22 protein-coding genes, 2 pseudogenes and 1 riboswitch are annotated in these 23526 nt (G+C 63.3%); of the genes and pseudogenes, 14 read left to right on the forward strand and 10 right to left on the reverse strand.

Annotation, left to right across the window (positions count from 1 at the left end; all coding sequences use genetic code 11):
• On the forward strand, positions 1–1545 hold a 1545-nt coding region (locus BFE01S_RS45065; protein WP_218002916.1), incomplete at its 5' end, for a cell wall hydrolase.
• Positions 1520–2122, forward strand: coding sequence for a hypothetical protein (locus BFE01S_RS44380; RefSeq protein ID WP_156967063.1), 603 nt, complete (start codon positions 1520–1522; stop codon positions 2120–2122). The genes BFE01S_RS45065 and BFE01S_RS44380, both read left to right, overlap by 26 nt.
• A 93-nt stretch (positions 2123–2215) precedes the next feature.
• Here BFE01S_RS44380 and BFE01S_RS39180 read toward each other — a convergent pair whose 3' ends face one another.
• Positions 2216–3340 (reverse strand): tyrosine-type recombinase/integrase, encoded by a 1125-nt coding sequence (locus BFE01S_RS39180; RefSeq protein ID WP_084170024.1) that lies wholly within the window; start codon positions 3338–3340, stop codon positions 2216–2218.
• Positions 3341–3479: 139 nt separating this feature from the next.
• Here BFE01S_RS39180 and BFE01S_RS43170 point away from each other — a divergent pair.
• The 9 genes and pseudogenes from BFE01S_RS43170 to BFE01S_RS18015 all read left to right on the forward strand — a co-directional run.
• Positions 3480–3792: pseudogene (locus tag BFE01S_RS43170) on the forward strand (RNase A-like domain-containing protein); the annotation flags it as partial.
• Entirely contained in the window at positions 3773–4084 is a 312-nt protein-coding gene (locus tag BFE01S_RS17975; RefSeq protein WP_245621134.1) for a contact-dependent growth inhibition system immunity protein, read from the forward strand. The pseudogene BFE01S_RS43170 and the gene BFE01S_RS17975, both read left to right, overlap by 20 nt.
• A 57-nt stretch (positions 4085–4141) precedes the next feature.
• The gene (locus tag BFE01S_RS17980) at positions 4142–4567 is read left to right on the forward strand and encodes a hypothetical protein (RefSeq protein ID WP_028226702.1); all 426 of its coding nucleotides are present in this window, start codon (positions 4142–4144) and stop codon (positions 4565–4567) included.
• A 345-nt stretch (positions 4568–4912) separates the two neighbouring features.
• On the forward strand, positions 4913–5698 hold the full coding sequence (map, locus tag BFE01S_RS17985) for a type I methionyl aminopeptidase (protein WP_028226703.1): 786 nt from the start codon (positions 4913–4915) through the stop codon (positions 5696–5698).
• A gap of 179 nt (positions 5699–5877) precedes the next feature.
• On the forward strand, positions 5878–6417 hold the full coding sequence (locus tag BFE01S_RS17990) for a GNAT family N-acetyltransferase (protein ID WP_028226704.1): 540 nt from the start codon (positions 5878–5880) through the stop codon (positions 6415–6417).
• Positions 6418–6605: 188 nt separating this feature from the next.
• Positions 6606–7481 carry a septum site-determining protein MinC gene (gene minC, locus BFE01S_RS17995; RefSeq protein ID WP_028226705.1) on the forward strand — a complete coding sequence of 292 codons (876 nt, stop codon included), beginning with the start codon at positions 6606–6608 and terminating at the stop codon, positions 7479–7481.
• A 75-nt stretch (positions 7482–7556) separates the two neighbouring features.
• Entirely contained in the window at positions 7557–8372 is an 816-nt protein-coding gene (gene minD, locus BFE01S_RS18000; protein ID WP_028226706.1) for a septum site-determining protein MinD, read from the forward strand.
• Between the two features lie 14 nt (positions 8373–8386).
• A complete protein-coding gene (gene minE, locus BFE01S_RS18005; RefSeq protein WP_027795398.1) occupies positions 8387–8641 on the forward strand; it encodes a cell division topological specificity factor MinE in 255 nt (84 codons plus the stop codon).
• 318 nt (positions 8642–8959) lie between these two features.
• Positions 8960–9277 (forward strand): YXWGXW repeat-containing protein, encoded by a 318-nt coding sequence (locus tag BFE01S_RS18015; protein ID WP_028226707.1) that lies wholly within the window; start codon positions 8960–8962, stop codon positions 9275–9277.
• Positions 9278–9572: 295 nt separating this feature from the next.
• On the opposite strand, the gene BFE01S_RS39185 is transcribed toward BFE01S_RS18015, so the two are convergent.
• Positions 9573–11030, reverse strand: a complete 1458-nt coding sequence (locus BFE01S_RS39185) for a chloride channel protein (protein WP_042337915.1) — start codon at positions 11028–11030, stop codon at positions 9573–9575.
• 210 nt (positions 11031–11240) lie between these two features.
• Here BFE01S_RS39185 and waaC point away from each other — a divergent pair, with 210 nt between their 5' ends.
• Positions 11241–12245 (forward strand): lipopolysaccharide heptosyltransferase I, encoded by a 1005-nt coding sequence (waaC, locus tag BFE01S_RS18030; RefSeq protein ID WP_028226709.1) that lies wholly within the window; start codon positions 11241–11243, stop codon positions 12243–12245.
• A 398-nt stretch (positions 12246–12643) separates the two neighbouring features.
• Positions 12644–12766 (forward strand): hypothetical protein, encoded by a 123-nt coding sequence (locus BFE01S_RS46260; RefSeq protein WP_281177403.1) that lies wholly within the window; start codon positions 12644–12646, stop codon positions 12764–12766.
• A gap of 48 nt (positions 12767–12814) precedes the next feature.
• On the opposite strand, the gene BFE01S_RS39190 is transcribed toward BFE01S_RS46260, so the two are convergent.
• From BFE01S_RS39190 to BFE01S_RS18060, 5 genes are all read right to left on the reverse strand, one after another.
• Positions 12815–12994 (reverse strand): hypothetical protein, encoded by a 180-nt coding sequence (locus BFE01S_RS39190; RefSeq protein WP_042337917.1) that lies wholly within the window; start codon positions 12992–12994, stop codon positions 12815–12817.
• Between the two features lie 168 nt (positions 12995–13162).
• Complete coding sequence (locus BFE01S_RS18045; protein ID WP_028226710.1) at positions 13163–14476, reverse strand: MFS transporter; 1314 nt, start codon at positions 14474–14476, stop codon at positions 13163–13165.
• A 453-nt stretch (positions 14477–14929) separates the two neighbouring features.
• A complete protein-coding gene (locus BFE01S_RS18050) occupies positions 14930–15442 on the reverse strand; it encodes a TonB family protein (RefSeq protein WP_084170026.1) in 513 nt (170 codons plus the stop codon).
• 113 nt (positions 15443–15555) lie between these two features.
• Positions 15556–15768 (reverse strand): hypothetical protein, encoded by a 213-nt coding sequence (locus BFE01S_RS18055; RefSeq protein ID WP_028226712.1) that lies wholly within the window; start codon positions 15766–15768, stop codon positions 15556–15558.
• A gap of 172 nt (positions 15769–15940) precedes the next feature.
• Positions 15941–16531: a TMEM165/GDT1 family protein gene (locus tag BFE01S_RS18060; protein WP_028226713.1), complete on the reverse strand. Its 591-nt coding sequence runs from the start codon at positions 16529–16531 to the stop codon at positions 15941–15943.
• A gap of 22 nt (positions 16532–16553) precedes the next feature.
• Positions 16554–16726: riboswitch (yybP-ykoY riboswitch) on the reverse strand.
• 624 nt (positions 16727–17350) lie between these two features.
• On the opposite strand from BFE01S_RS18060, the gene BFE01S_RS18070 reads away from it, so the two are divergent.
• Positions 17351–17764, forward strand: a complete 414-nt coding sequence (locus BFE01S_RS18070) for a RidA family protein (protein WP_156967075.1) — start codon at positions 17351–17353, stop codon at positions 17762–17764.
• Between the two features lie 238 nt (positions 17765–18002).
• Here BFE01S_RS18070 and BFE01S_RS18075 read toward each other — a convergent pair whose 3' ends face one another.
• The 3 genes and pseudogenes from BFE01S_RS18075 to BFE01S_RS18085 form a co-directional block, all read right to left on the reverse strand.
• The gene (locus BFE01S_RS18075; RefSeq protein ID WP_028226716.1) at positions 18003–20372 is read right to left on the reverse strand and encodes an acetamidase/formamidase family protein; all 2370 of its coding nucleotides are present in this window, start codon (positions 20370–20372) and stop codon (positions 18003–18005) included.
• 217 nt (positions 20373–20589) lie between these two features.
• Positions 20590–21825, reverse strand: a pseudogene (locus tag BFE01S_RS18080) (acetamidase/formamidase family protein); the annotation flags it as partial.
• Positions 21826–21860: 35 nt separating this feature from the next.
• Positions 21861–23501 carry an amino acid ABC transporter permease/ATP-binding protein gene (locus tag BFE01S_RS18085; protein WP_028226718.1) on the reverse strand — a complete coding sequence of 547 codons (1641 nt, stop codon included), beginning with the start codon at positions 23499–23501 and terminating at the stop codon, positions 21861–21863.
• Positions 23502–23526 lie beyond the last annotated feature (25 nt).

Genomic DNA, 23526 nt, shown 5'->3' on the forward strand with positions numbered 1-23526 from the left:
AATGGCGGTCCGGTCGCGAAAGAGAGCATCCTCGATTCGATGTTCGAGCGGGTAATCGTCACGACGAACCGGGCTTGCACGGCGAACGACCCGCAGGGCACGGGCGGTGGGATTCCCGTGAAGGCAGGCGACCTGATGGGCCACCTGGGCCGCTATGACTCGCTCAACGAGTGTTCGGGCGGAACCCGGATGGCGCACATCGAGGTGTTCTGCGGCGAGGACATCAAACCGTTCATCAAGGCGGGACGCGCCTGGGTTGACACACACGTCGAGGAAACGCCCACCATCACGAATCAGTGGAATGACCTGGGCGTGTCGCAGGATCCGACCATTCTGCGCGTGGGCCGTGGAACGACGCTCTACCAGACCCACGCCAACGGGCAACCGGGCACGGACCCGAAACAGACCGATGTGATTCAGGTTTACCAGTTCGCCGCGCTGCCCCAGGACGATGTGCATATGTTCATGGAAAAGAACAACGGCAACGACGGGCACACACGGCGCTGGTGGAAGATGGCCGGTGCGGACGCGCTACGCAACCCGATTAGCGGATGGGTGCGCGAACAGAGCTTCGAGGGCGGTCGTGTGACCCGCGAGTCTGCGCAAAGCTGGACTGACTTCGAGTGCTACGACGAGGACCACGACCCGACACACACCATTTTCGCGACCACTGCGGACTATGTGGACTATGCGCTCGGCGGCGATACGCCCGGCGCGGGTTCACTTGGCAAGCTCAGCCCGCTGATGGCCGCGATCTACCGTGCGCTCTATCCGACGGGCGACGGCAGTCACGCGGCGGACGACCTTTGCAGCCTGGGACAGAGCGCCCAGGGCGGGTTTCCGTGGGCGGCGTTTCGCGCGTCGCGTCTTATTCCGAAACACGAAAGCGAATGGGCCAACCCGGCGAAGTGGCAGGCGCTTGTCGATGCCATCGAAGAGCGTACCGGGCCGAAGCCGGAACACGAAGAGGAAAAAAAGCGGATCGCCAACCTTGTGTGGTGGGACGAGGTAGCGGCTGGAATTCCCGGCTTCCCCGGTTCCGATGTGTATCACATCAATCCGATCGGGTTGGTGGGCAATTTTATTGCAGTCTCTACCGTCAATGCAGAGGATTTGGATTACTTGGCTCGCACCTTGTATGGCGAGGCCAGAGGCGAGAGCTATCAATCAAAACTCGCAGTGGCGTGGATAATTCGCAATCGAGTCCAAAGGGGACATAAAACGTATAAGCAGATAGTCACTGCACCATATCAATTCACTTGTTGGAGCGCCACAATCGACCCGGTGAACTACCACGCCATACATAATCCCACCGGCCCAGCCTGGGCTGACGCTCAGCGAGCGGCCGAAGAGGTGCTAAGTGCGCCCGATACCGCCAATATCATTCCTGGCGCAACGAACTACTATAGCCCCGGCGCACAAGCAGCGCTACACGCGACAAACCCAGCGCAATACCCCGCCGTGCCGCCGTTTGCCGCCCCCGAAAAGCGAGTCCAGAATCCCGAAGGAGTTAGCGAGCATGCGTATCGCTTTTATCGCCCGTAATATTGGTGCATTGTTGGTTGTCGCCGCAATTTGTAGTACAGTTTTTGCAAATCAAATTCATGAAATTACCAATTTCGCGAACAGCGACGCACAAATCGAAACAACTTGCTCGGAGAAAGATACCCCGACGGATAAATGCACCATCGCGCTGAAGAAAGGCGGGCACAGTAAAACATTAATGCACTATCCATTTCCGCCGTCGAATGTCGGGCTGAGCGATGGTGTATTTTCTATCTTGGTCCCATGCGGAACGGGGTGCGCTGCGACTTTCTTCTATAGTGAAAAATTTGGCCTCAGTAAACCGTTTTCATTTGTTCTCGCCGTCAATGCAAAGAATGACCTGGTGCTAAGCGCGTCCAATAATTCAATCTACGTATATAAGATATTTCAGGGCGGGTATGCCGCTGTGCCCGTTGCACGTATAAACCTAGGTCTCAAATCGGATACTGACGTTATGCAGTCCATAACCGACGCAGCAGCGGAAGGGAATGGCTTCGTGATTCACTACACCACGGAAGATGGAGAAGAAAAAATATTTCGCTGGGAAAACAAGAGTCCAGAACTGAACCGTAAATGATAAAACACTGGATATCAAATATCCGGCATATGTTCGTCGCTGAACTGCTCGTCGTCCGGTTGTAGCTTTACTGGCATCCGGATGTAACCCGAGTCAATCGGCGCAACCATAAACATGCGCCGCCCACTGTTGCATCATCGGGCGGCGCAGTTCGCACAAATCTGTGCGGTGATAGCTCGCTTCAACCTTGTTTGCGATGGTATGCGCGAGCGCCCGCTCGGCAAGGTCGCGTGCGTAGCCGTTTTCGCTGCACCAATCGCGAAAACTTGACCTATAACCGTGCGCAGTCGCGACGCGGCCCGGCGTATCGCTTTTCGCCTTCACCCGGCGCAATAGCGCCCTCAAGGTCATATCGGATAGCACCTTACCGCGCACCGAAGGAAACACAAACGTCTCGTGCTGCTTTTGTTCCTTCAACGTCTTGACGATATCGAGCGCCGCTGACGAAAGCGGAACGCGATGCGGTTCTCCCGCTTTCATTCTTGAAGCGGGAACCGTCCAGATACCGCCGTCGAGGTCGAACTCGCTCCACGTCGCTCCGCGTACTTCGCCGCTACGCGCCGCCATGAGAATCAGGAACAGTAAAGCCGCTCGCGTGTTGTCGCCGGGTTCGATATCAGACAATTGAGCCCTCACGAATGCCGGGATATCGCGCCAGGGCATCGCGGGTTGATGCTCTTTCTTCGCGTTCTGCTTCGGCAAAAGATGGTCTACCACGCTAACCGGGTTCGCCGAGATATGGCCGTGCGCCCAGCACCATTGCAAAGTCGCATGCATCCTTTGGCGGACGCGGCTGGCGGTCTCGGCTTTCTCCAACCAGATAGGCCGCAACACGTCCGCGCAGTCGGCGGGCATGATTGCATCGAGCGGTTTTCCGCCGAGCTTCGGGAACACGTAAGTCTCAAGCGTGCCAATCCATTGGGCGGCGTGCTTCTCGTTCTTCCATCCGGGTTTAAGTTCTTCGTGGACCTTACGCGCCGCTTTCTCGAAGGTGAGTGCGGCGGCGACGACGCTGGCGGCTTGCTGTTCGCGGTCGCGTTCTTCGATGGGGTCTTTCCCCGCGTCGAGTTGGGTGCGCATCGCGAGCGCCTTGTTGCGCGCGTCCAATATCGAGATTTCAGGAAAGACACCCAAGCCCGCGTCGCGGCGCTTGCCCGTTACCGGGCTGGTGAAGCGCAATATCCATTTACTTCCCGATTTGCCGGGAACGAGTAACAGCCCCGTTACCTTGCCGTCGAATACCGGCTATGTTGACTTCGTTGATCGCACCAGGTCCCCAAAATCATCCATCGCCCATTCCCTACCCCTGTGGCCGCTTGCTAGCTTGACAGTACCAACAGCTACAGAGGAGTTCGGAATGTCGTATCAGCAGGATTCGGACGGCATGCGCGTGGTACTGAGCACCCCGCAACTGGCAGCCGTACTGGGCCGCCAGTCGATCAGCCAGACAGAAATGCTTTCCAATCGTCTATGGGGCGGTTTGCAGGTCAGGTCTGGACAGGCCGGGATACCGTCACGCTGACCCAGCAGGGCACTACGAAGTTGGCCGACGCGATGAAGGCCAGTCCCGACATGGCGAACTGTATCGGCCTGTCGCTTTCGGCGGGCACACGATACTGAAGCATGTGGGGCGTACTGAAGCACAGTTGCGTGAGCGACTGGCACGCGAAAATGACTGATGAAAAATATGAAAACCTGGAGCAGTTAATCTTTGGGCGTTTTCACGAAGATTTTGACCTGTTCGGAGACACAATACAGGAGCTGGTATTGTCATACAAAGAAGGACGGTCAAAGGATGAGGTTGATGCAACAATATCCGAGATAGATGCGTTCAAAATCCATAATCCAGATGATCTGGACGCAGCGTTTAAAGATGAATTTGGTTACCAGTGTAATCCCCGTTTGTGGGGGCATACGGCTGCTTCCTTCCTTGATGAACTCAAGCGCCTCTTAAGCGAATAGTTCGCCTGTCGCCGCGCACCTATGCACCGCATCGAACCACCAGGAGGGTAATATGAAATGGAAAATTACTACGTGATAGAACCTGAAGTGGCGGGCGGTTTTGGGGAGCGCACGATAATCAACCGATCATCGGGAAAAATGGTGGTTACCCGGTTGCACTATGAACTTGAAGGATGGCTTGGCGATCCTCTATTGGAGAGCACACCTTGCTACATTGCCACAAAGGATCTGGCTCGCGAAATCGAAAATCGGCAATTATCGGGTGTCGAATTTGATTTCGTCGAAATAACATTGTCGGATCAATTCGAGAAAATCCATGCAAACAAGGCGGTCCCGGATTTTGTCTGGTTGAAAGCCGTTGGTGAACCGGGTAAGGATGACTTTGGCATTGGATCTGGATTGCGACTCGTTGTATCGGAGCGTGTGCTCGATATTTTGAAGCAATACGGGGTATCGCACGCCGCATCCATTACCTCTTATTGATTTACCTCCCCCCGTTGCAATGCAAGGACATGCGCCGCCCAGGCGTTCATCGCCCGGGCTCCATCTGCGGTAATGATATGGATTGCGAATTATTTACCCCGGTCCGGTCAGGCACCCGATTCGCCGCACGCACGGCAACGAACAGAAGCGCAACACCCCATCCCCGATCTGGCATTCGCCGTCGAGCGTTGTAAGATGACTCTTGTTCTCGAGGGCAACATGCGCCCGGACAATCGGGCGTATCCGAATCCGGTGGCTGGCGGGCGCGCTCGCCCCCGGTACAATCGCTTCTTTGATCTGGCGGCGCGGCTTCGCGAGCGGCGTCGCGCCCACTTCGGTTCACAGATGGCTATTTCCTACAAGTCCGCCGCCGACATCGAGCGTCTGCGCATTGCCGGCCGGCTCGCCGCCGACGTGCTCGCGATGATCGGCGAACACGTCAAGTCCGGCGTCTCCACCGACGACCTCGACGCGATCTGCAACGATTTCATCGTCAACACGCTGAAGGCGGTGCCGGCCAACGTCGGCTACCTGGGCTTTCCGAAAACGATCTGCGCGTCGGTCAACCAGGTGGTCTGCCACGGCATTCCGAGCCGCAACGAGATCCTCAAGGACGGCGACATCATCAACATCGACGTCGCCGTGATCAAGGACGGCTATTTCGGGGACACGAGCCGCATGTACACCGTGGGCACGCCGAGCCCGGTCGGGCGCCAGCTCATCGACACGACTTACGAGGCCATGCTGGCCGGCATCCGCGAGGTCAAGCCCGGGGCGACGCTCGGCGACGTGGGCCATGCGATCCAGCGCCGCGCCCAGGCCGACGGCTTTTCGATCGTGCGCGAGTACTGCGGCCACGGCATCGGCAAGGTCTATCACGAGGAACCGCAGGTGCTGCACTACGGCCAGCCGGGGCAGGGCCTGCGCCTGAAGCCGGGCATGGTCTTCACGATCGAGCCGATGGTGAATGCCGGCCGCGCGGGCACGTCCGTGCTGCGCGACGGCTGGACGGTGGTGACCAGGGACCGCTCGCTCTCGGCACAGTGGGAGCACATGGTGGCCGTCACCGACGACGGCTACGAGCTGCTCACGCCCTGGCCGGACGGCACCGGCGGCTACGAGTCGCCCTGACCCCGTCGGCCAGATGAGTGCATGACGGCTGCGCGGCCATCTGTAAAGGGCTGCGTGCACGCCGGGGCGGCCGTGAAGCGCCCGCGCGACGATCCGCCAGTTTTGTCAAATAAGGATTTGACTCCGGGGCGAGTTCGGTTAAAGCTACGTTTTACTGGTTTATAGGGGTTTACGACTGCATGAGTCCGTCACTGACCGTTCGCCGTATCGCTGCCGATCAGGGTGCCGTGCTCCGCGAGCTACGAACTGCGTCGTTGCGCGATGCGCCGTACGCGTTCGGCGATGCCACGCTCGAAGACGCACTCTCTGCGGATGCAGCGCTATTCGATGCGGCGGCGGCCCGGTACGCGGAGTCGCACTCCGGCACGTCGTTCATCCTGTACACCGAGGGCCATCCCGCCGGCCTCATCGGCGCGAGTTTCGAGAGCGCGCCGGCGCGCCGCGCGTTCGTTTCGGCGCTGTGGGTCGCTCCGGCCGTTCGGCATCTGCGCGGCGGCGAGCTGCTGCTCAATGCCGCCATCGACTGGCTCGTGGCCGAGGGCGCGACCCAGGCCTACGCCTGGATCACCGACAACAACACCACGGCCATGCGCTTTTACGAGCGTTTCGGCTTTGTTTCCACCGGCGACCACGCGCGCAGCAAGCAGTCCCCCGAGCAGTGGGAAACGCTGCTCATGCGCGATATCGCGAGCCGCTCGCTGAGCGCGGCGTCGCATTAGCGGCACGGGGGCCAGGGGCGCGCCGCTGCGTGGGCGCGCGCCCGGTTTCATCGTTCCCTTGTCGAAATGCCGCGTGCCCGTGCGCCTGATCGGGCGGCTCCGGTAGCGGATTGTCCGATCGATCCGCTAAAAATGATGGCCGTGCGCGTCGGCGCCTGTAAAATACGCAAAATTTTTCGCCGAAAGCCATGTCGCCCAGGAAATCGCCATATTTTGAACTGAAGAGCGGTTCAGTCGATACGCTGCTGTTCGTGGTCAAGACGACCGAGCTGGATGCCATGCGCGCCGAACTCACGCGGCGCTTCGAGGCTACGCCCGAATTCTTCGCGAACGATACGGTCGCCATCGACCTGCGGCGCCTGGCCGACGGCGAGCAGGTGGCGCTCGGCGACATCGCGCGCCTGCTCGAAAGCGTGCGCATGCGCCCGATTGGCGTCGTCGCCCAGCCTGCGCAGCATGGCTGGGCTGCCGAGGCGGGCCTGCCGTTTCTCGAGGCGCGCGACCGCCGCGGCGCCGGCGCGAAAGCGGCGGCAGACGAAGCCGGTGCTGCCGATGGCGCAACCGTCGCCGCAGCCGCCGCCGCCGCCGAAACTTCCGCTATGGCGCAGCCGCAGGCCGCGTCCGCAGCACTGGCGCAGCCCGAGCTCTTTTCCTCTCCCGACGAAACCCCCGCGGACGAAGCAAACGGGGCGGCGGCCGACGCCGGCGCATCGCGAGCGGCGCGCACGGAGCCGACGCTCGTGATCGACCGTCCGCTGCGCTCGGGCCAGCGTATCTACGCAAAGGGCGACGTGGTCGTGCTCGGCCTCGTCTCGAACGGTGCGGAAGTGATTGCCGAGGGCAACATCCACATCTACGCGCCGCTGCGCGGCCGGGCGCTGGCGGGCGTGCACGGCAATCACGACGCGCGCATTTTCTGCACGTGTCTCGAAGCGGAACTGATTTCGATTGCGGGTATCTACCGTACGACCGAAGTCCCGCTCTCCGGCGAGGTGGCCGGCAAGCCGGTGCAGATCCGGCTGGATGCGGAAAAACTGTTGATCGAACCGTTGAGGCTCACCTGACGCGCCGGCACAAACCGGAAGCACGGCGCGCGATGGGACCAAACTGAAGAAACTGACGAACACAAGGTTAAGGGAATGGCAAAAATCATTGTGGTGACTTCGGGCAAGGGCGGCGTGGGCAAGACGACCACGAGCGCGAGCTTCGCATCGGGCCTCGCGCTGCGCGGCCACAAGACCGCGGTCATCGATTTCGACGTGGGCCTGCGCAATCTCGACCTCATCATGGGTTGCGAGCGCCGTGTGGTGTACGACCTCATCAACGTGATCCAGGGTGAAGCGAACCTGAACCAGGCGCTCATCAAGGACAAGAAGTGCGAGAACCTCTTCATCCTGCCGGCCTCGCAGACGCGCGACAAGGACGCGCTCACGAAGGAAGGCGTGGAGAAGGTCATCAACGATCTCGTGGCGATGGACTTCGAGTACATCGTGTGCGATTCGCCCGCGGGCATCGAGTCGGGCGCGCTGCTTGCGATGCATTTCGCCGACGAAGCGCTCATCGTGACGAACCCGGAAGTCTCGTCGGTGCGCGACTCGGACCGCATCCTCGGCATTCTCTCCTCGAAGACGAAGCGCGCGATCGAAGGCAAGGATCCCATCAAGGAGCACTTGCTCATCACGCGCTACAACCCGAAGCGCGTGAGCGAAGGCGAAATGCTTTCGCTCACCGACATTCAGGAAATCCTGCGCATCGAGCTGATCGGCGTGGTTCCCGAATCGGAGGCCGTGCTGCATGCCTCGAACCAGGGCCTGCCGGCCGTGCACCTCGACGGCACCGATGTCGCCGAGTCGTACAAGGACGTCGTTTCGCGTTTCCTCGGCGAAGACAAGTCGCTCCGTTTCACCGATTACCAGAAGCCGGGCCTCTTTCAGCGCCTCTTCGGCAACAAGTAAGGGAGGCGCACGTCATGTCGTTTCTTTCGTTTTTTCTCGGCGAGAAGAAGAAGTCCGCCTCGGTAGCGAAGGAACGCCTGCAGCTCATCATCGCTCACGAGCGGGCAGGCGGCCATCCGCCCGCCGATTATCTGCCGGCGTTGCAGCGCGAACTGGTTGCGGTGATCTCGAAGTACGTGAAGATCTCCGATGAGGATATACGCGTGAGTCTCGAACGTCAGGACGACCTCGAAGTGCTCGAGGTCAAGATCGAGATTCCGCAGGCTTGATGACGCCCACCTGATGGTGTAGCGAGGCGTGACGGCCTCGTGATCCGCTTCGCCGTCGCCCGGTTCTTCGCTGGGCGGCGGCTTTCTCGCTTCGGTCATGCACGCCGCTTCGCGGCGCGGGCCGCGGCCGCTTTGTCCGCGGCCGCGCCCTCCGTCCTGCATCGTCCATCCCTCGCCGCCCTGCGTTCGCCTTGCGCGAAACATTCGGTTTCACTTCACCCCAAGTCGTAATACGCCCGCTGTCAGCGAAAACGCGTCCTCGCGCATTGATCGGGTAGCGCCAATCTCGGCGTCGAAAAACTCCAAGGGGTGATCCATATGAACAAGTCTGTCCGCCTGATGCTTGCGAAGGCTGCGTTCCTCGCGGCCGGCGTTTGCGCCGTTGCCGCGCCGGCTTTTGCTGAGGTTGTCGTCGTCGAGCCGAACATTGCGCCGCCCGCAGAGCGCATCGAAGTGGTGCCCGCGCCGCGCGTCGGCTATGTCTGGGACAAGGGCCACTGGAAGTGGGATCACGGCCAGTACGTGTGGATCACCGGTCACTGGCAGCGCGAGCGCGTGGGCTACCACTGGGTGCCGGGCCACTGGGTCGCGCATGGCCCGAACTACCACTGGGTGGATGGCCACTGGGCTGCTTGATCGTTGCTTGATCGTTGCCTGAGGGCTGTCTGAGGGTTGACCTGATGGTCGCCCGAAGGCTGCCCGAAGGTCGCACGAAGGTTACACGAAGGTTGCACTACAGGCAGGCAGAATCAGGGAAGGAGAACAACATCATGAGCAAGAAACTGCTGGCGGTGGCGGCGCTCGCCGTCATTCTGGCCGGCTGCGTGGTCGTGCCGGCGAGGCCGGTCTATTACCGGCCTGCGCCTGTCGTCATCTACTAGGCCGGCTGCTTGACCCCGATGTCAACGGCCTGGCCCGGGCCCGCGGCGCATCAGCGATTGGCGTTCTCGTCCGCTGCTGCGTTGTCGGGCTCGTTTCGTCTGAGCGGCTCGGGCACCTCGGGTGCCGCGTCCGCGTGGGGCGCGCCGGCGGCTTCCGCGGCTGAGGCCGCTTCGCCCGATTCCGCCTGGGGTGCCGCCGCTGGTGCCGGCTGCGGCGCCATATAGCGCAGCGACAGCGTTTCATAGAGCGGCGGCGCGAAGAGGCGCGAAACGCGGCTTGCGATCAGCGCGGTTGCCATCAGCGAGATCACGAGCGCGTGGCCGTTGATCATCTCCATCACGATGACGAACGACGTGATGGGCGACTGCGTGACCGCCGCGAGATAACCCACCATGGCCAGCGCGATCAGCATTTGCAGCTCTAGGCTGCCGAATACCATGTGCAGCGCGTTGCCGAAGCCCGCGCCGATCGATAGCGACGGCGCGAAGATGCCGCCCGGAATCCCGGGCAGGTAGGACCCCACCATCGACGCCATCTTGAGGAACGGATACGCGAGCGAAAGATGCTCGTGTCCGTCGAGCAGGCCGCGCGCTTCGGCGTAGCCGCTGCCGAACGTGGTGCCGCCCGAAACCAGCCCGATGAGCGCAATGGCGAGTCCGCAGAGCGCGCCGAACGCGACCGGCCGCTCGCTATGCAGTTTGCGCAGCGGCGTGGGAATCCAGCGCGCGGTGTTGAGCAGCAGCCAGCAGAACACGCCGCCGGCGATGCCGGTGACGACGGCGGTGAGCACGACGGCCACGGCGAGCAGGTCGGGGAAGTGCGCGCCGATCTGGATCGTGCCGAAGTACGTGTAGTTGCCGTTCACGCCCAGCGCGATCACGCCCGCGATGATGATGGTGGTGATCACCACGCCGCTTGCGCGCGCCTCGAAGCTGCGCGTGAGTTCCTCGATGGCGAACACGATGCCGGCGAGCGGCGTGTTGAACGCGGCGGAGAGTCCGGCGGCCGCGCCGGCCAGCACGAGCTTGCGTTCGATGAGCACGTTCGAGCGCGGATAGAACCGCCGCATGTTGAACATGAGCGCGGCGCCGACCTGCACCGTCGGTCCTTCGCGGCCGATCGTGAAGCCGCCGAGTATGCCGAGAAACGACACGGCGATCTTGCCGGCCAGAATGCGCAGGGTGAGGAGCCGCGCGCCGGATTCGCCGGGCCGCGCGTGGAGCGTGGCGATGACCTGAGGAATACCGCTGCCTTCGGAGCCGCGAAAGAAGGTGCGCGTGAGCCAGACCGAGGCGGCCGCGACGGCCGGCGTCACGATGAGCGGTAGCCAGACGTGCTCGCGCTGCATGTGCAGGAAGGCGTTGTAGCCCCAGTCGATCAGGCGGGCGTAGAACACCGCCACGAGCCCGACCGCGATCGCCCCGAGCCACAGGACGCCGTATTGCCGCCAGAGGCGCCGTGCGCGCCGCACGACGGTCGGAAAGAGTTCGGGGCTAGCCGTTTGCATGGGTTTTTCGGGGCGCAAAGACGAAATTATAGCGGCGCTCCTGCATATGGCGGTTTTCAACCGGACAGCAGCGCTTTCCGGCGGGGACATTTATGTGCGGTAAACAAGGGCCCGATTGAGCGATGGAGCCGCGCGAGGACGGGGCGCCTTCGGGCACCGCCATTCCGTTAAAATCTCGGGAAAACACATGGAATGCGAGCCGTCAGGACAATGAAACGGTTTTTGATTATCAAGGTGACCTCGCTGGGCGACATCGTCGAGGCGTTGCCGGTCGTGGCCGACATACAGCGTGAATTCCCGGGCGCCAAGGTGGACTGGGCCTCGGACGAGCTGTTTGCCGATATCGTGCGCTGGAATGGCGGCGTCGATCGTGTGCTCTATGCGCCGCTGCGCCGCTTCAAGAAAACCCGCAGCTGGGCCGACCTGAAGGCGATTGCCGCGTCGATCGGCGAACTGCGCGCCGAACGCTACGACGCCGTGATCGACATTCACGGGGTGTATAAAAGCGCGATCATCGCGTGGCTTGCGCGCTCGAAGCGGCGCTTCGGCTATCTCGCCCAGGATCTCGGCGAACGCGGTGCCGCATTCGCGTACAACGGCCGCTTCGGACCGCGTCCGAAGTGCGACGCGTGGCTCGGCATGCGCATCAGCACGGGCGAGGCGCTCGGCTACGCGGTCGATACGCCGCCCGACTTCAACATGAAGATTCCGCGCGACGGGACGGCCTTGCCCGCTCCGCAGGCGCCGACCGCGCTGATCTTCCATGCGACGTCCAAGGACGACAAGAAGTGGCCCGTCGAGCACTGGGGCGAACTGTGCCGCGATCTGCAGACGCGCGGCCTGCGCATCGAACTGCCGTGGGGCTCGGATGCCGAACGCGACACGGCCAATGAAATCGCCGCGCTCGTGCCGGGAGCGGTGGTGCTGCCGCGCCTCACCGTTGCGCAGGTGGCGCAGCGCATCGAAGACGTTGCGCTCGTGGTCGGCACCGATACGGGCTTCGTCCATCTGGCTCACGCGCTGCTCAAGCCGACCGTGATGATCTTCGTCGCCACGCCCGCTGTGCACCTCGGCGTGCGGGCGCCGGGGCGCTCGATATCGGTGGGCGACGGGCAGCACGTGCCCCCTGTGCAAGTCGCAATCGATGCGGTCAGCGCCGTTTATCCGCCGCGCACGGGGGCCGCGTCGCAAGACGCGGCAACTTCGGCTGCCTGACCGGCAGCCGGTTCATCTATCTGAACGAACGAGGGCTTCGCGCGCAGGCGGCAGGCGCCGCACGCGTGCGAAGCCACTTCGGACCTCCCTTGCTGGTCGATACCCGACCGACACCCCGCGCACATTTTTCCGTCACGTCTGCGCCACGTCCGTTTACACGTTTGTTAAAAGTGTCGCCGCGAGTTGGCTCGTTGTTGAGCCGTTGTTGACGCATTCGCCACGGGCGCGGCGGCGCGGCACGGAAAGGCCCGTTGCGTGTAACACGTGCCACACCGCTACTTACAAATTGCAACGCCTCGCACAGACGCCGTCGTGTTCAATCTGAATCGTCAGGACGCCGCACAGGGACGAGCCCAAAGCGCACCGGACAACAGACATTGACTCGACGGGAGAATGAAGTGAAACGACTGACGCTTACCCTCATTGCAGGTGCACTGCTCGCGGCGGCGCTGGGCGGATGCGTCGTGGTGCCGGCCGGAGGCTACTACGGCGGCGGCTACCATCACGGCTACTACTACTAACCGGTCGGGAGAGTGAAGGCGGCATGTGCGCCGCCAGCAGAAAGCCGTTCAGGCAAAGAGTATTTCGAGGGCGACCACCGCCGCGATGGCAGCGGCATTCGCGGCAACCGCCTCGATCAGGACGGCACGCCAGCTCGCTGTGCGCAGGCGAAAGGCCAGCAGCAGCGCAATGCCCAGCGCGAGGGCGATCATCAGGACGACATCGGCGTTGCTCAGATGAAGGTTCATCGTTGGCTCCGTGGATGGGCAGAGCAATCGGGCAGAGCAGTGGGGCTGACCGGAAATGCTGACCTGGTGCTTCGAGTATAGTCAGGTGCCGCTTGCGCTCAAAGTGGACAAAAAAAGCGGAGACCGCGTCGCGGCCTCCGCTTTTTTCATGGGCCGAAGCCGCGCGTTTTACATCAGCTTGGTGTGGCGCGTCTCGCGCATGCACAGGACACCGAACAGGCTGACCGCGGCCGCAATCGACACATAGGCGCCCACCCACGACAGGCCGCCGCGCGCTGCGAGCACCTGGGCGATATACGGCGCCACCGAAGCGCCGAGGATGCCGCCCAGGTTGTACGCCACGCCGGCGCCGGTATAGCGCACGCTGGTGGGGAAGAGTTCGGGCAGGAGCGCGCCCATCGGCGCGAAGGTGGCGCCCATCAGGAACAGTTCGATCACGAGGAAGAGCAGCACGAGCGGCAGTGAGCCGCTGCCGAGCAGCGGCTCCATCGTGAAGCCCGAAGCGATGGCGGCGATGCAGCCGACGATCAGCACGGGCTTGCGTCCGAAGCGGTCGCTCGCCCAGGCCGAGAGCGGCGTGGCGAGGCCCATGAACACCACCGCGATGCACAGCATGCCGAGGAAGGTCGGACGCGCAATGTGCAGCGCCGTCACGCCGTGCGAGAGCGAGAACACCGTGGCGTTGTAGAAGAGCGTGTAGCAGACCACCATCGCGAGCGCGCCGAGCAGCGTCGGCTGCCAGTGCTTCGCGAGGAGCGTCGCGACCGGCACGCGCACGCGTTCTTCGCGTTCGACGGCGGCCTTGAACGCGGGCGTTTCGGCGATCTTCAGGCGCACGTAAAGACCCAGTGCGACGAGCACCGCCGAGACGATGAACGGTACGCGCCAGCCCCAGTCGCGGAACTGCTGGTCGGAGAGCGTCGAAGCGAGACCGAAGAAGAGGCCGTTCGAAGCGAGGAAGCCTACCGACGGGCCGAGTTGCGGGAACATCCCGAACCAGCCGCGCTTGCCCTCTGGCGCGTATTCGGTGGCGAGCAGCGCGGCGCCGCCCCATTCTCCGCCCAGACCGATCCCCTGGCCGAAGCGCAGGACGCACAGCAGGATCGGCGCGAGGCTGCCGATCGCGTCGTAGCCGGGCACGAAGCCGATCAGCGTGGTCGAGAGCCCCATCACGAGCAGCGACGCGACGAGCGTCGATTTGCGGCCGATGCGGTCGCCGAAGTGGCCGAACAGGAACGAGCCGATGGGCCGCGCGACGAACGCCAGGCCAAACGTGACGAACGCCGAAAGCGCCTGGGCCGTGGCCGAGCCGTGCGGAAAGAATACCGGGCCGATCACGAGCGCGGCGGCCGTTGCGTACACATAGAAGTCGTAGAACTCGATCGCGGTGCCGATGAAGCTCGCGAAGATCACGCGTGAGGTGCGCGTTGGCGCCGCGTCGGACTGATCGGCGCGCGCGGGCGAAATCGGGGAGGTGGACATCGTCGGGTCTCCAGTCGTTGTGACGCGCGTCGTCGCCCAGGGGCGTCGCGCGGGTCTTTGTACGGGGTGCGGGCGAGAGCCGGGCATCCCGATGTCTGTTGGCGGTTTTTTGCTGGCCGCGGCCGGCGGACCGGCCACGATGCATCAGTATGCATCGCGCGGGCCCGGCCTGGGCGGGTGCGATTCGACCGGCGCGGCTGCGCGAGGATGGGCGCAGCGGCGTGCCGAACGGTCCCGAGCGGTGCTGAACGGTGCCGTGGGGCAGGCGCGGTCGGTATCCGTCGAGGCGGGCGGGTGGCGCGCATCGGCGGACGAAGCCGGGCGGAGCCGGCAGGGGATAGCGGAAAATTATAACGACCGTGCGGCGTGCGCAGCAAGGCAGTGGAAAGCTCGGCCAGGGCGGCCTGTTAGCTGTTCAGCCGGTTGGCCAGCCGAGGTGCCGGATCGACGGGCTCAGTCGAAGTTTTGCGCCTGCGGCGAAGCGAGCGTGCGCAACTGGAATTTGCCGTTGTCGTTGAAGAGCCAGTCTTCGAACAATTCGAGCTGGCCCGCCGAATTGAGCAGCCGCGAGGGCGGGGGAGGCAGCGGCGCCGCGCGGCGCAGCGTCGAGAGCGCGGTGGCTTCGGCTTCGTCGTCGCCGTTGGTGCGATAGACCGACGACTTCACGACCTGCCCGCGGCGATCCACGACGAAGGACACGACGACGAGCGAGCGCAGCATCGCCTGCGGCGTGCCATGCAGGATATACGAGGGATTGCGCTCGACAATGCGCTGCGCCACGGAGGTCCGGTACTGGTCGAGCGTGTTGCTGTTGATCGCTTCGGAAGGGATGATCAGGAGCGGGCGCTGCGGCGGCGTGATCGTGCAGGCGCTTGCGAACAACAGGGGCAAAGCGAAACCCAGGCGCCGCAGCACGACGGCGCACGACGCGACAGGACCGCTCGGCAGGCAGGCGCGGATGAGCATGGTCGAACAAGCCCGGAGGCGAGACCAGATTCGAGCTTAGTCGAAACGCTCGCGGATGCAATCCAAAGAGACCCGCGCCGTGCGGGGAAGGCGTAACCGGAACGGCTTACGGCTTACTCAACCGGGAATTGCGCGCACGGATCGGCGGCAACGGTTGCGCAGGCATACGAGTATTCGCCGCTCTTCAGGAACAGGTCCTTGCCCACCTGGAAGTTTTGACGAAAATCGGGCGAGCTTTCCCAGGCGATGTAGCCCGAGCACATCACGGCAGACAGAACGACCAGCGAAAAGGCGATTTTTTCGAGAACTTGGTAACGGTGCGGCATGGTGGCGATTTCCCTCAACAACCGGGATTTTATCGCAATACTAGGGTTTTTACCTAGTTATCTGGCGCCTCGCTGTTTTTATATGGCCCTGTTTCGCTTGAGGGTGCGCGGTTGAGGCGGGAATGCGGGCTTTCTCGGCGTTCCACGAAAGCCCGCACTGGGTCGCGAGGCGTCAGAACATCGGGTGGGTATCCGGATAGAGCGCCGTGCGCAGCGCGAAGCCGCCCAGCACGACGAAGATGACGGCGGCGAGGATATGCACGGCTTTGGTCGGCAGACGGTCGGCGAACTTGTGCCCGAGGTAAATGACGGGGACGTTGGCGAGCATCATGCCGAGCGTGGTGCCCGCCACCACGCCGAAGAACTCGTGAAAGCGCGCGGCGAGGGCAACGGTCACGACCTGCGTCTTGTCGCCCATTTCGGCGAGGAAGAAGGTCAGCACGGTGGTGCCGAACACCCCCATCGGACGTTGGGTCGCGACGGCATCGGCTTCGTCGAGCTTGTCGGGAATGAGAATCCAGACCGCCATCAGCGCGAACGAGGCCACCACAGCCCAGTTCATGACCTTGGGATCGATCACGCCCGCGAGCCAGGCGCCCAACGCACCCGAGCAGGCGTGATTGACCAGCGTGGCGACGAACACGCCGAGCACGATGGGAATGGGCTTGCGGTAACGGGCTGCGAGTACGAGCGAGAGCAACTGCGTCTTGTCGCCGATTTCGGCCAGGCCGACGACGCTGGTCGAGACGAGAAAGGATTCCATGGGGTTTTCTTGTAACCGGGCCGCACAGTCAGCACGCGATGACACACAACCCCGCGACCCGGCCAGGTGGGGATGTACGTCATCGGTCTTGCCAGGCTTGTGCTGCGCACGCCATGCCGCCCGAAGGCCGGCAAGTATGTTGACGTGCGCCTCCGGACCTTGCGTCCGGAGCGGCTACTCCCCGAAGATTGGGGCGATTATAAAAGCATTGCAGCGGGGGAGGCAACCCTTCGGGGGAGCCGGCGTGCTTGCGGCGTGCCGGGGCGCCGCGCGTTGAATTCCGTGCTGCGGGCGTTTGACTGTCCGGAGAACACGACATATGTCGTCCATGTGAAGGGAAAACCGATATGAGTGCAACGGCCGTTTGCACTGCTGCGGTTATTGCTCTTGCCGTATTGACGGCGGCAGTGGGCATTTACGCCGCCCGGTTATGGCACCTCGCGAGCATGATGGCGGTGCGTTCTCTGTATGTGGACGTGGGAACCATCGAGCCTCCCGGCGACGAAGGCGCTCAGGCGACATTGTGGCCAGACAGAATGATCTTTCGGGCACAGATGAAGCAGCGAACCGCACAGCGGAGAGCATGCACGCCCTACTGGTGACGTCCGGCCCAGCCAGAGTCGAGCGCGTAGTCGCGAGCGAGTTGGGCGGCGCAACGATTTAATGTCGAACGATCTGCGTCTCGTTATTGTGCCGGCGGGGGTGCCGGATGATGAAGACTGGCGCTTGTTCGAGCCAGGCTCCGATCTCCCGACTCCAGTGCGTCGCTTTGGCATAGAGCTTGCAAGAGGAACGCGTCGTCCCCTCTGGAGTTCGTCGATGTCTCAAACCCGTATTGCCTTTCACATGATCGCCGGCGGTCCCACTCCGGTTGCGCCTTTCAGCCACGCGACGGAAGCCGACGGCTTCGTGTTTGTGACGGGGCAGATGCCCGACAGTCCCGGCACGCCCGGCGTGCTGCCCGAAGGGATTGAAGCTCAGACCGCCAACGTGATGGCCAACCTGCGCACCGTTCTCGCGGGACTCGGTCTCGATTTCGGCGACGTGGTGGTCGCGCGCGCGTATCTTACGCGGTTCCGCGAAGACTACGCCGCCTTCAACGCGGCTTATCAAGGCTATTTCGAACCCGGCCGACTGCCTGCACGTACCTGCGTCGGCGTGACCGGCCTTGCTTACGACGCACTCGTCGAAATCGACTTCGTCGCCCTTCGTCGTGGGGGCGCCACTCGCTGATTCAAGGACAGTTGCATGTTGCACAGGGCCAATTTCGGGACTGCGATACATGCACTCTCCGACAAGCTCGCGTCATCGGCAAAACGTTTCAAGGCTTTTACGGAGGACGGGGGAGCATGATCCTTCAAGCGCGCGGCGCTCGATGGTTGTTTCCATGAGCAAATTCCGGCAGTAGCCCTGGCGTGGCCGCGACCGATGCGTCGCGGCCTGTTTGTCGGGTCCGCGAGTCGCGCGACGGTCACTCGAACAGTTCCTTGCGCACGATTGCATGCACCCCCCAGTTGCCGTCCACCACCTGCGTGATGCCGAAGTCGATGGCCACTGAAATCAGCGAGATCGCTTCGTCTTCGGTAAGGCCCTTGGTGGTCATCAGGAAGCGTCGCGTTTTGATGAACGCGTCGCGCATCGCCTGATCGAGCGTCGACTTTTCGTACACCTTGCTTTGTGCCTGCGAACCGAATTCCGCGAGGTAATTCGCGTGGCTGAACCCGTGCAGCACCCATTCGTCGGCGGTTTCGACAAGCGGGTATGAGAGATCCGCATACGGCTTGCCTTCCAGCGCATCCTGCTTATGGAGAATCAACTGGAAGTCGCCGGTCAGCGAACATTCGATGGCGGTTCCGCACAACTCAGAATCGCCTTGCGAGGCGTGCGGATCGCCGACCGACAGCAATGCGCCCGCCACGCCAACCGGCAGAAACACGCTTGCGCCGCGCGCCACGCGCCAGTTGTCCAGATTCCCGCCGAACGCGGACGGCGGAATCGAATCGATGAGTCCGTTCTGCTGCGGCGCGACCGCGATCAGCCCAAAATGCGGCCGCACCGGAATGCGCACATCCTTGAGGATGCCGAATTGTTTTTTCACCGTCGCATGATCGACGGGCACGCCCGGATAGTCGATCGTCTCGTGCACGACACCGAACGGATCCCGCTGCGGCGTCCAGCGGTAGTTATAGACCGCGCGCGCGAACGTGCGCGAACGGTCTTCCTCGTCGAGTTCATAGATCGTCACGACTTCGCGCGGCTTCGGTTCGGTCAACAGCTCGCGATAGTGGAAGCCCCACCATGCGGCGGCGTTGCTGCCGAACACCTTGCCCTCGAAATGAGGATTTGCGCAGCGGCGCGGATGCACGTCGAGAATGCGGACTTCGAGAACGTCGCCGGGCTCGGCGCCACGCACGGCGACCGGCCCGGTGCAGATATGCACGCCGAAGCCTTCGCCCGCACCGCGTCCGTAGATCGACGCGTCGATCGGTCCGGCGCCGCGGCGATTGACGTTCTTGCGCTCGTCGGTCCAGTGGAACACGCTCTCCGCGCCCGGATCGCCGGCGATCATGCGCGACCAGTCGTCCGCGGCATGTTGCGTGAGCGTTTCGATCGTTACCGTGTCGCCGCTGTTCACTTCGAGTACGGGTTTCAGATCGTGCGAGAAGTAGCCCCAGTGCACGGTATTTGCGTTCACACGCAGCAAGTGATGACGCGACCGGCCACGTGCCGCCGTGCGACGCGTACGTGGCTGCGCAGCTTCGAGCGCGCCGGCCTCGTCGTCCGCATACGATGCGCCGGACACTACCGCTTCGGGCAAAACCGCGCCGCTGCGAGCAGGGAGCGTCGCATTGAGCGGCAACCCGCGCGACACCGCGCGTACCAGACTGCGCGCGCGTTCGAGGCTGGCTTCATGGCGAAACGCGCGTGGCGTCGTCTGATACTGCTCGCGGAATGTGCGGCTGAAGTGCGCGGGATCGTTGAATCCCCAGCGAAAGCAGATGTCGGAAATCGACATCTTCTCGTACAGCGGATCCACCAGTTCGGCCCGGCAGCGTTCGAGCCGTCGCAGCCGGAGATAGGAGGAGAAGCTTTGCCCGACAGTTTCGAACAGTTTCTGCAGGTAGCGCGCTGACACACGCTCTTCGCGCGCGATCGTCGCGAGGCTGAGATCGGGTGTGCCGAGACGCGCATCGATCTCCCGGCAGATCCGCACGAAGATCGCCGATTGGGCGGGCGTCAGCGCACTCAAACTCTCATCGCCCTGATGCGACGGATGACTTGCCACCAGAAACTCCGCGAGCGCGAGTTCGAGCGGACGCAATTCGCTGATGGCGAGCGTGTCGAGGCTTTCGGCGATCGACGCAAGAAAGCCCGCGAAGACATGGCCGATTCCGCTGTTGCCCGCGATGCGCCCAAATCGCAACGAGGCGGGCGCAAGCAGGCGCGCGCCCGCCGCCGCACGCGGCACCCGCACGACGAACGCGCGAAAATCCGTTTCGAAGGTCGCCGAAGCACGTTCGCGCGACGGCAGATAGACGAGGTCGTGAACGGCAAGCGGCAGCGCTCCACGATCCGTCTGCAACGCAGCTGTACCTTCGAGACTCAGCATCACAAAGAGGCTGTCGCACGCATGCACGTTCAGTTCGACGGTTTGCGCAACGGATGTCACGAGCGTCAGTTCGTAACCGCCGATCGAGGTCCGCGTTTTCAGCGTGCCACGCAGACCATGCCGGTCGCGCGTTGCCGCCATTCCCAGCCCAAGACGCGCCAACGCCTCGCGCCACGCGCGAGGCCGTTCGGCTTCTGGATACGACTCGGTCGTAAAACGTAGCTGGTCCAACGCGGTCCCCGTCACGTCGCACGCGCCTGTGCGTATGCGTTCTGTGTCGTCGGGGAGAACGCAAAGCAAGCTTTGCGCCACCATTGCGTCATCGCAATCGCATCAGCGGGACGGCGCAATCTGCATACGCCGCACACGGCACGGCGGGTTGCGGTGCATGCACGCCGTCGAGGCACGCGCGCACCATTGTGGCGTGCGGGCGTGCAATCCACGGCGCTTATGCGCCGAACATCGACTTGCGAATCGAGCCGTGCACACCCCAGTTGCCGTCCACGACCTGCGTCACGCCGAAGTCCGCGGCGACCGACATCAGCGCAATCGCCTCGTCCTCGCTCATTTTGTGGACCGTCATCAGAAACCGGCGCAGCTTGCGGAAAGCGTCGCGCATGGCCTTGTCGAGGCTGGCATGTCGAGCGACTTCGAGTTGCGCGTTCGGTCCCAGTTCGGCGAGGTAGTTGGGGAACGTGAAGCCGTACATGGACCATTGCTCGTCGGTTTCGAGCATCGGATGCGTGAGGCCTTCGAGTATCGTGCCGCCCAGATCGGCCGCCTTGTGGAGAACGAACTCGAAGTCTCCGGTGAGCGACGTTTCGATCGCTGTGCCGCCCAGTTCGCTGTCGCCCTGCGCGGCGTGCGGATCGCCCACCGAGAAGTACGCGCCTTCCACCGCCACCGGGTAATACATGCGCGCGCCCTTGCCGACGCGCCAGTCGTCGATATTGCCGCCGGTATAGCTCGGCGGAATCGAGCTGACGAACTCGGACTCGGCGGGCGCGACACCCATCGTGCCAAAGTGCAGGCGCGCCGGCACCTTCACGTTGGGCAACACCGATTCGCGCTTTTTCACGAGCGTATGATCGACGCGCACGCCAGGATAGTCGATCGTCGGATGTACCACGCCATCGGGATCGGTCTGCGGCGTCCACACATAGTTGTACACGGCGCGCGCATACGGCTCGCCGCGGGTGTCCAGTTCGAAAATCGTCACGACTTCGCGCGGCTTCGGTTCCTCGATCAGATCGTGATACTGGAAGCCCCACGACGCCGCGACATTCGACCCGAAGCAGCGACCCCGATAGCAGGCGTTGCAGCTCGGGCGAGGGCGTACGTCGAGAATCCGCACTTCGAGCACGTCTCCTGGTTCGGCGTTTTCGATCACGATCGGGCCGGTCAGCAGGTGCACGCCCACGCCTTCGCCCGAGCCGAGTTTGAACGGGCCGGCCTCCGGTCCCGCGCCGCGACGGGGCACTGCCTTGTGTTCGCGCGTCCAGTGGAACACGCTTTCCGCGCCGGGGTCGCCCGCGATCATGCGCTCGTGGTCGTCGTTGGCATGATGCGTGAGCGTTTCGATGGTCGCGCGGTCGCCCGAACGCAGCGTGAGGGCCGGTGCAACGGCCTTGCTGAAGTAGCCCCAGTGCACGGTGTCCGGCGATACGGCAAGCGTGTGATGCTTCATGAAATGTGCACCTTTCCAGTGATGAGTTCGTGCTACGACGCGAGTTCGAGACGACTGTCGGCGCCCATCACCGACAGGAATCGCCGTGTCAAAGGATGCTGCGGCGCCGTGAGCATCGCGTGAGCGGGTCCTTCCTCGACGACCTTGCCGCCGCTCATGAATACGACGCGATCCGCCACCTGATCGGCGAAGCGCAACTGATGCGTGGAGATGATCATCGTCAGTCCGTCTTCGATCGCGAGCCGCTGGATCACATCGAGCACTTCGCCTACCAGTTCGGGGTCGAGTGCGGACGTGGGTTCGTCGAGCAACAGCACGCGCGGATTCGGCGCGAGCGCGCGCGCGATCGCGACGCGCTGTTGCTGGCCGCCCGACAGATGGCGCGGCAAGGCGTTCGCGCGATGGCTCAAACCGACGCGCGCCAGCAGCGCGCGCGCACGGCGGTCCGCTTCGGCGCGCTCGACGCCATGCACCCAGCGCAGCGGCCCCGCGACGTTCTCCAGCGCGCTCAGGTGGGCGAACAGGTTGAAGTGCTGGAACACCATGCCGACACCGGCGCTCGCGCGTTCGGCGGCGAGCTCGCCTGGGGTCATCAGATTGCCGTCAATGCGATAGCCGATGCGCTTGTCGTCGATGCGGATCCTGCCTTCGTCCCACGACTCGAGATGGTTGATACACCGCAGCAGCGTGCTCTTGCCCGAGCCACTCGGACCCAGCACGACGACGACTTCGCCCGTGCGTACCGATAGATCGAAGCCGGCGAGCACGATCTGCGCGCCGTAGCGTTTCCCGAGGCCGCTCACTTGCACTGCCGGGCGTAGCGTCGCGAACGACGCGTAGCGTGCCGCGCGATCTTCTTCGCTGCGCACGAGGCGACGCGGCGGCGGCTCAGGCGTGTCGAGCGTCGCGGCGATATCGGCCTGGGTGGCGGCTGGCTCCGGTGCCCCGCTGACCGGCACGACTGCGCCGCGCCGCCACGGTAGCCAGCGCGAGCGTCCACTATGAGCGTTGACCGCCGCCGCACCGCGATCGAGATCCAGCGCCCGCTCGGCGGCGAGCTGCAGCGCTGCAATCAGGCCGGTCAGCACCAGATACATCAGCCCGGACGAGAAGAAGATCGAGAAGAAGTCGAACGTCGATGAAGCAAGCTGCGTGCTGCGCAGGGTCAGCTCGTCGACCGCGATCACCGACGCCAGCGACGAGTTCTTCAGCGCGCTGACCGACTCGTTGCCGAGCGCAGGCACGATCGAACGGATTGCCTGCGGTGCGATGATCCGGTGCATCAGCACGAGCGGCCCCATGCCGAGCGCCTGACCCGCGAGCACCTGGCCGCGTTCCACGCCGAGCACGCCTGCCCGCAGGATCTCGGCGATGAACGGCCCTTCGTTCGCGGCCAGCGCGAGACCCGCCGCGCCGATTGCCGACAGCTTCAGCCCGATGTGCGGCAGCGCATCGTACGCGAACACGAGTTGCAGAATCAGCGGGGTACCGCGAAAAATCACCGTATAGGCGCGTGCGATGGCGGCGAGCGGGCCGACGCGCGACAGTTGCATCGCTGCGAGCACCAGTCCGACTACGAGGCCGCCGGCCAGTCCCAGTACCGTGACCGCAATCGTGAAGCCGATGCCCTTCAGCAGATAGGGCAGCGTCAGGTAATGCAGGAAGAGTTCCATCGCGAGCGCGTGTCCCGTCGATATC

It is taken from the genome of Paraburkholderia ferrariae NBRC 106233 (genome assembly GCF_000685035.1).
Taxonomy (GTDB): Bacteria; Pseudomonadota; Gammaproteobacteria; order Burkholderiales; family Burkholderiaceae; genus Paraburkholderia; species Paraburkholderia ferrariae.

Coding starts and splice junctions, on each gene's coding strand:
- BFE01S_RS18070 (WP_156967075.1), top strand. CDS start 17,351: ATGTCTCAAACCCGTATTGCCTTTCACATGATCGCCGGCGGTCCCACT.
- minD (WP_028226706.1), top strand. CDS start 7,557: ATGGCAAAAATCATTGTGGTGACTTCGGGCAAGGGCGGCGTGGGCAAG.
- BFE01S_RS17980 (WP_028226702.1), top strand. CDS start 4,142: ATGGAAAATTACTACGTGATAGAACCTGAAGTGGCGGGCGGTTTTGGG.
- BFE01S_RS18045 (WP_028226710.1), bottom strand. CDS start 14,476: ATGTCCACCTCCCCGATTTCGCCCGCGCGCGCCGATCAGTCCGACGCG.
- BFE01S_RS17990 (WP_028226704.1), top strand. CDS start 5,878: ATGAGTCCGTCACTGACCGTTCGCCGTATCGCTGCCGATCAGGGTGCC.
- map (WP_028226703.1), top strand. CDS start 4,913: ATGGCTATTTCCTACAAGTCCGCCGCCGACATCGAGCGTCTGCGCATT.
- BFE01S_RS39190 (WP_042337917.1), bottom strand. CDS start 12,994: ATGAACCTTCATCTGAGCAACGCCGATGTCGTCCTGATGATCGCCCTC.
- waaC (WP_028226709.1), top strand. CDS start 11,241: ATGAAACGGTTTTTGATTATCAAGGTGACCTCGCTGGGCGACATCGTC.
- BFE01S_RS18015 (WP_028226707.1), top strand. CDS start 8,960: ATGAACAAGTCTGTCCGCCTGATGCTTGCGAAGGCTGCGTTCCTCGCG.
- minE (WP_027795398.1), top strand. CDS start 8,387: ATGTCGTTTCTTTCGTTTTTTCTCGGCGAGAAGAAGAAGTCCGCCTCG.
- BFE01S_RS18050 (WP_084170026.1), bottom strand. CDS start 15,442: ATGCTCATCCGCGCCTGCCTGCCGAGCGGTCCTGTCGCGTCGTGCGCC.
- BFE01S_RS44380 (WP_156967063.1), top strand. CDS start 1,520: ATGCGTATCGCTTTTATCGCCCGTAATATTGGTGCATTGTTGGTTGTC.
- BFE01S_RS18055 (WP_028226712.1), bottom strand. CDS start 15,768: ATGCCGCACCGTTACCAAGTTCTCGAAAAAATCGCCTTTTCGCTGGTC.
- BFE01S_RS18060 (WP_028226713.1), bottom strand. CDS start 16,531: ATGGAATCCTTTCTCGTCTCGACCAGCGTCGTCGGCCTGGCCGAAATC.
- BFE01S_RS39185 (WP_042337915.1), bottom strand. CDS start 11,030: ATGCAAACGGCTAGCCCCGAACTCTTTCCGACCGTCGTGCGGCGCGCA.
- minC (WP_028226705.1), top strand. CDS start 6,606: ATGTCGCCCAGGAAATCGCCATATTTTGAACTGAAGAGCGGTTCAGTC.
- BFE01S_RS18085 (WP_028226718.1), bottom strand. CDS start 23,501: ATGGAACTCTTCCTGCATTACCTGACGCTGCCCTATCTGCTGAAGGGC.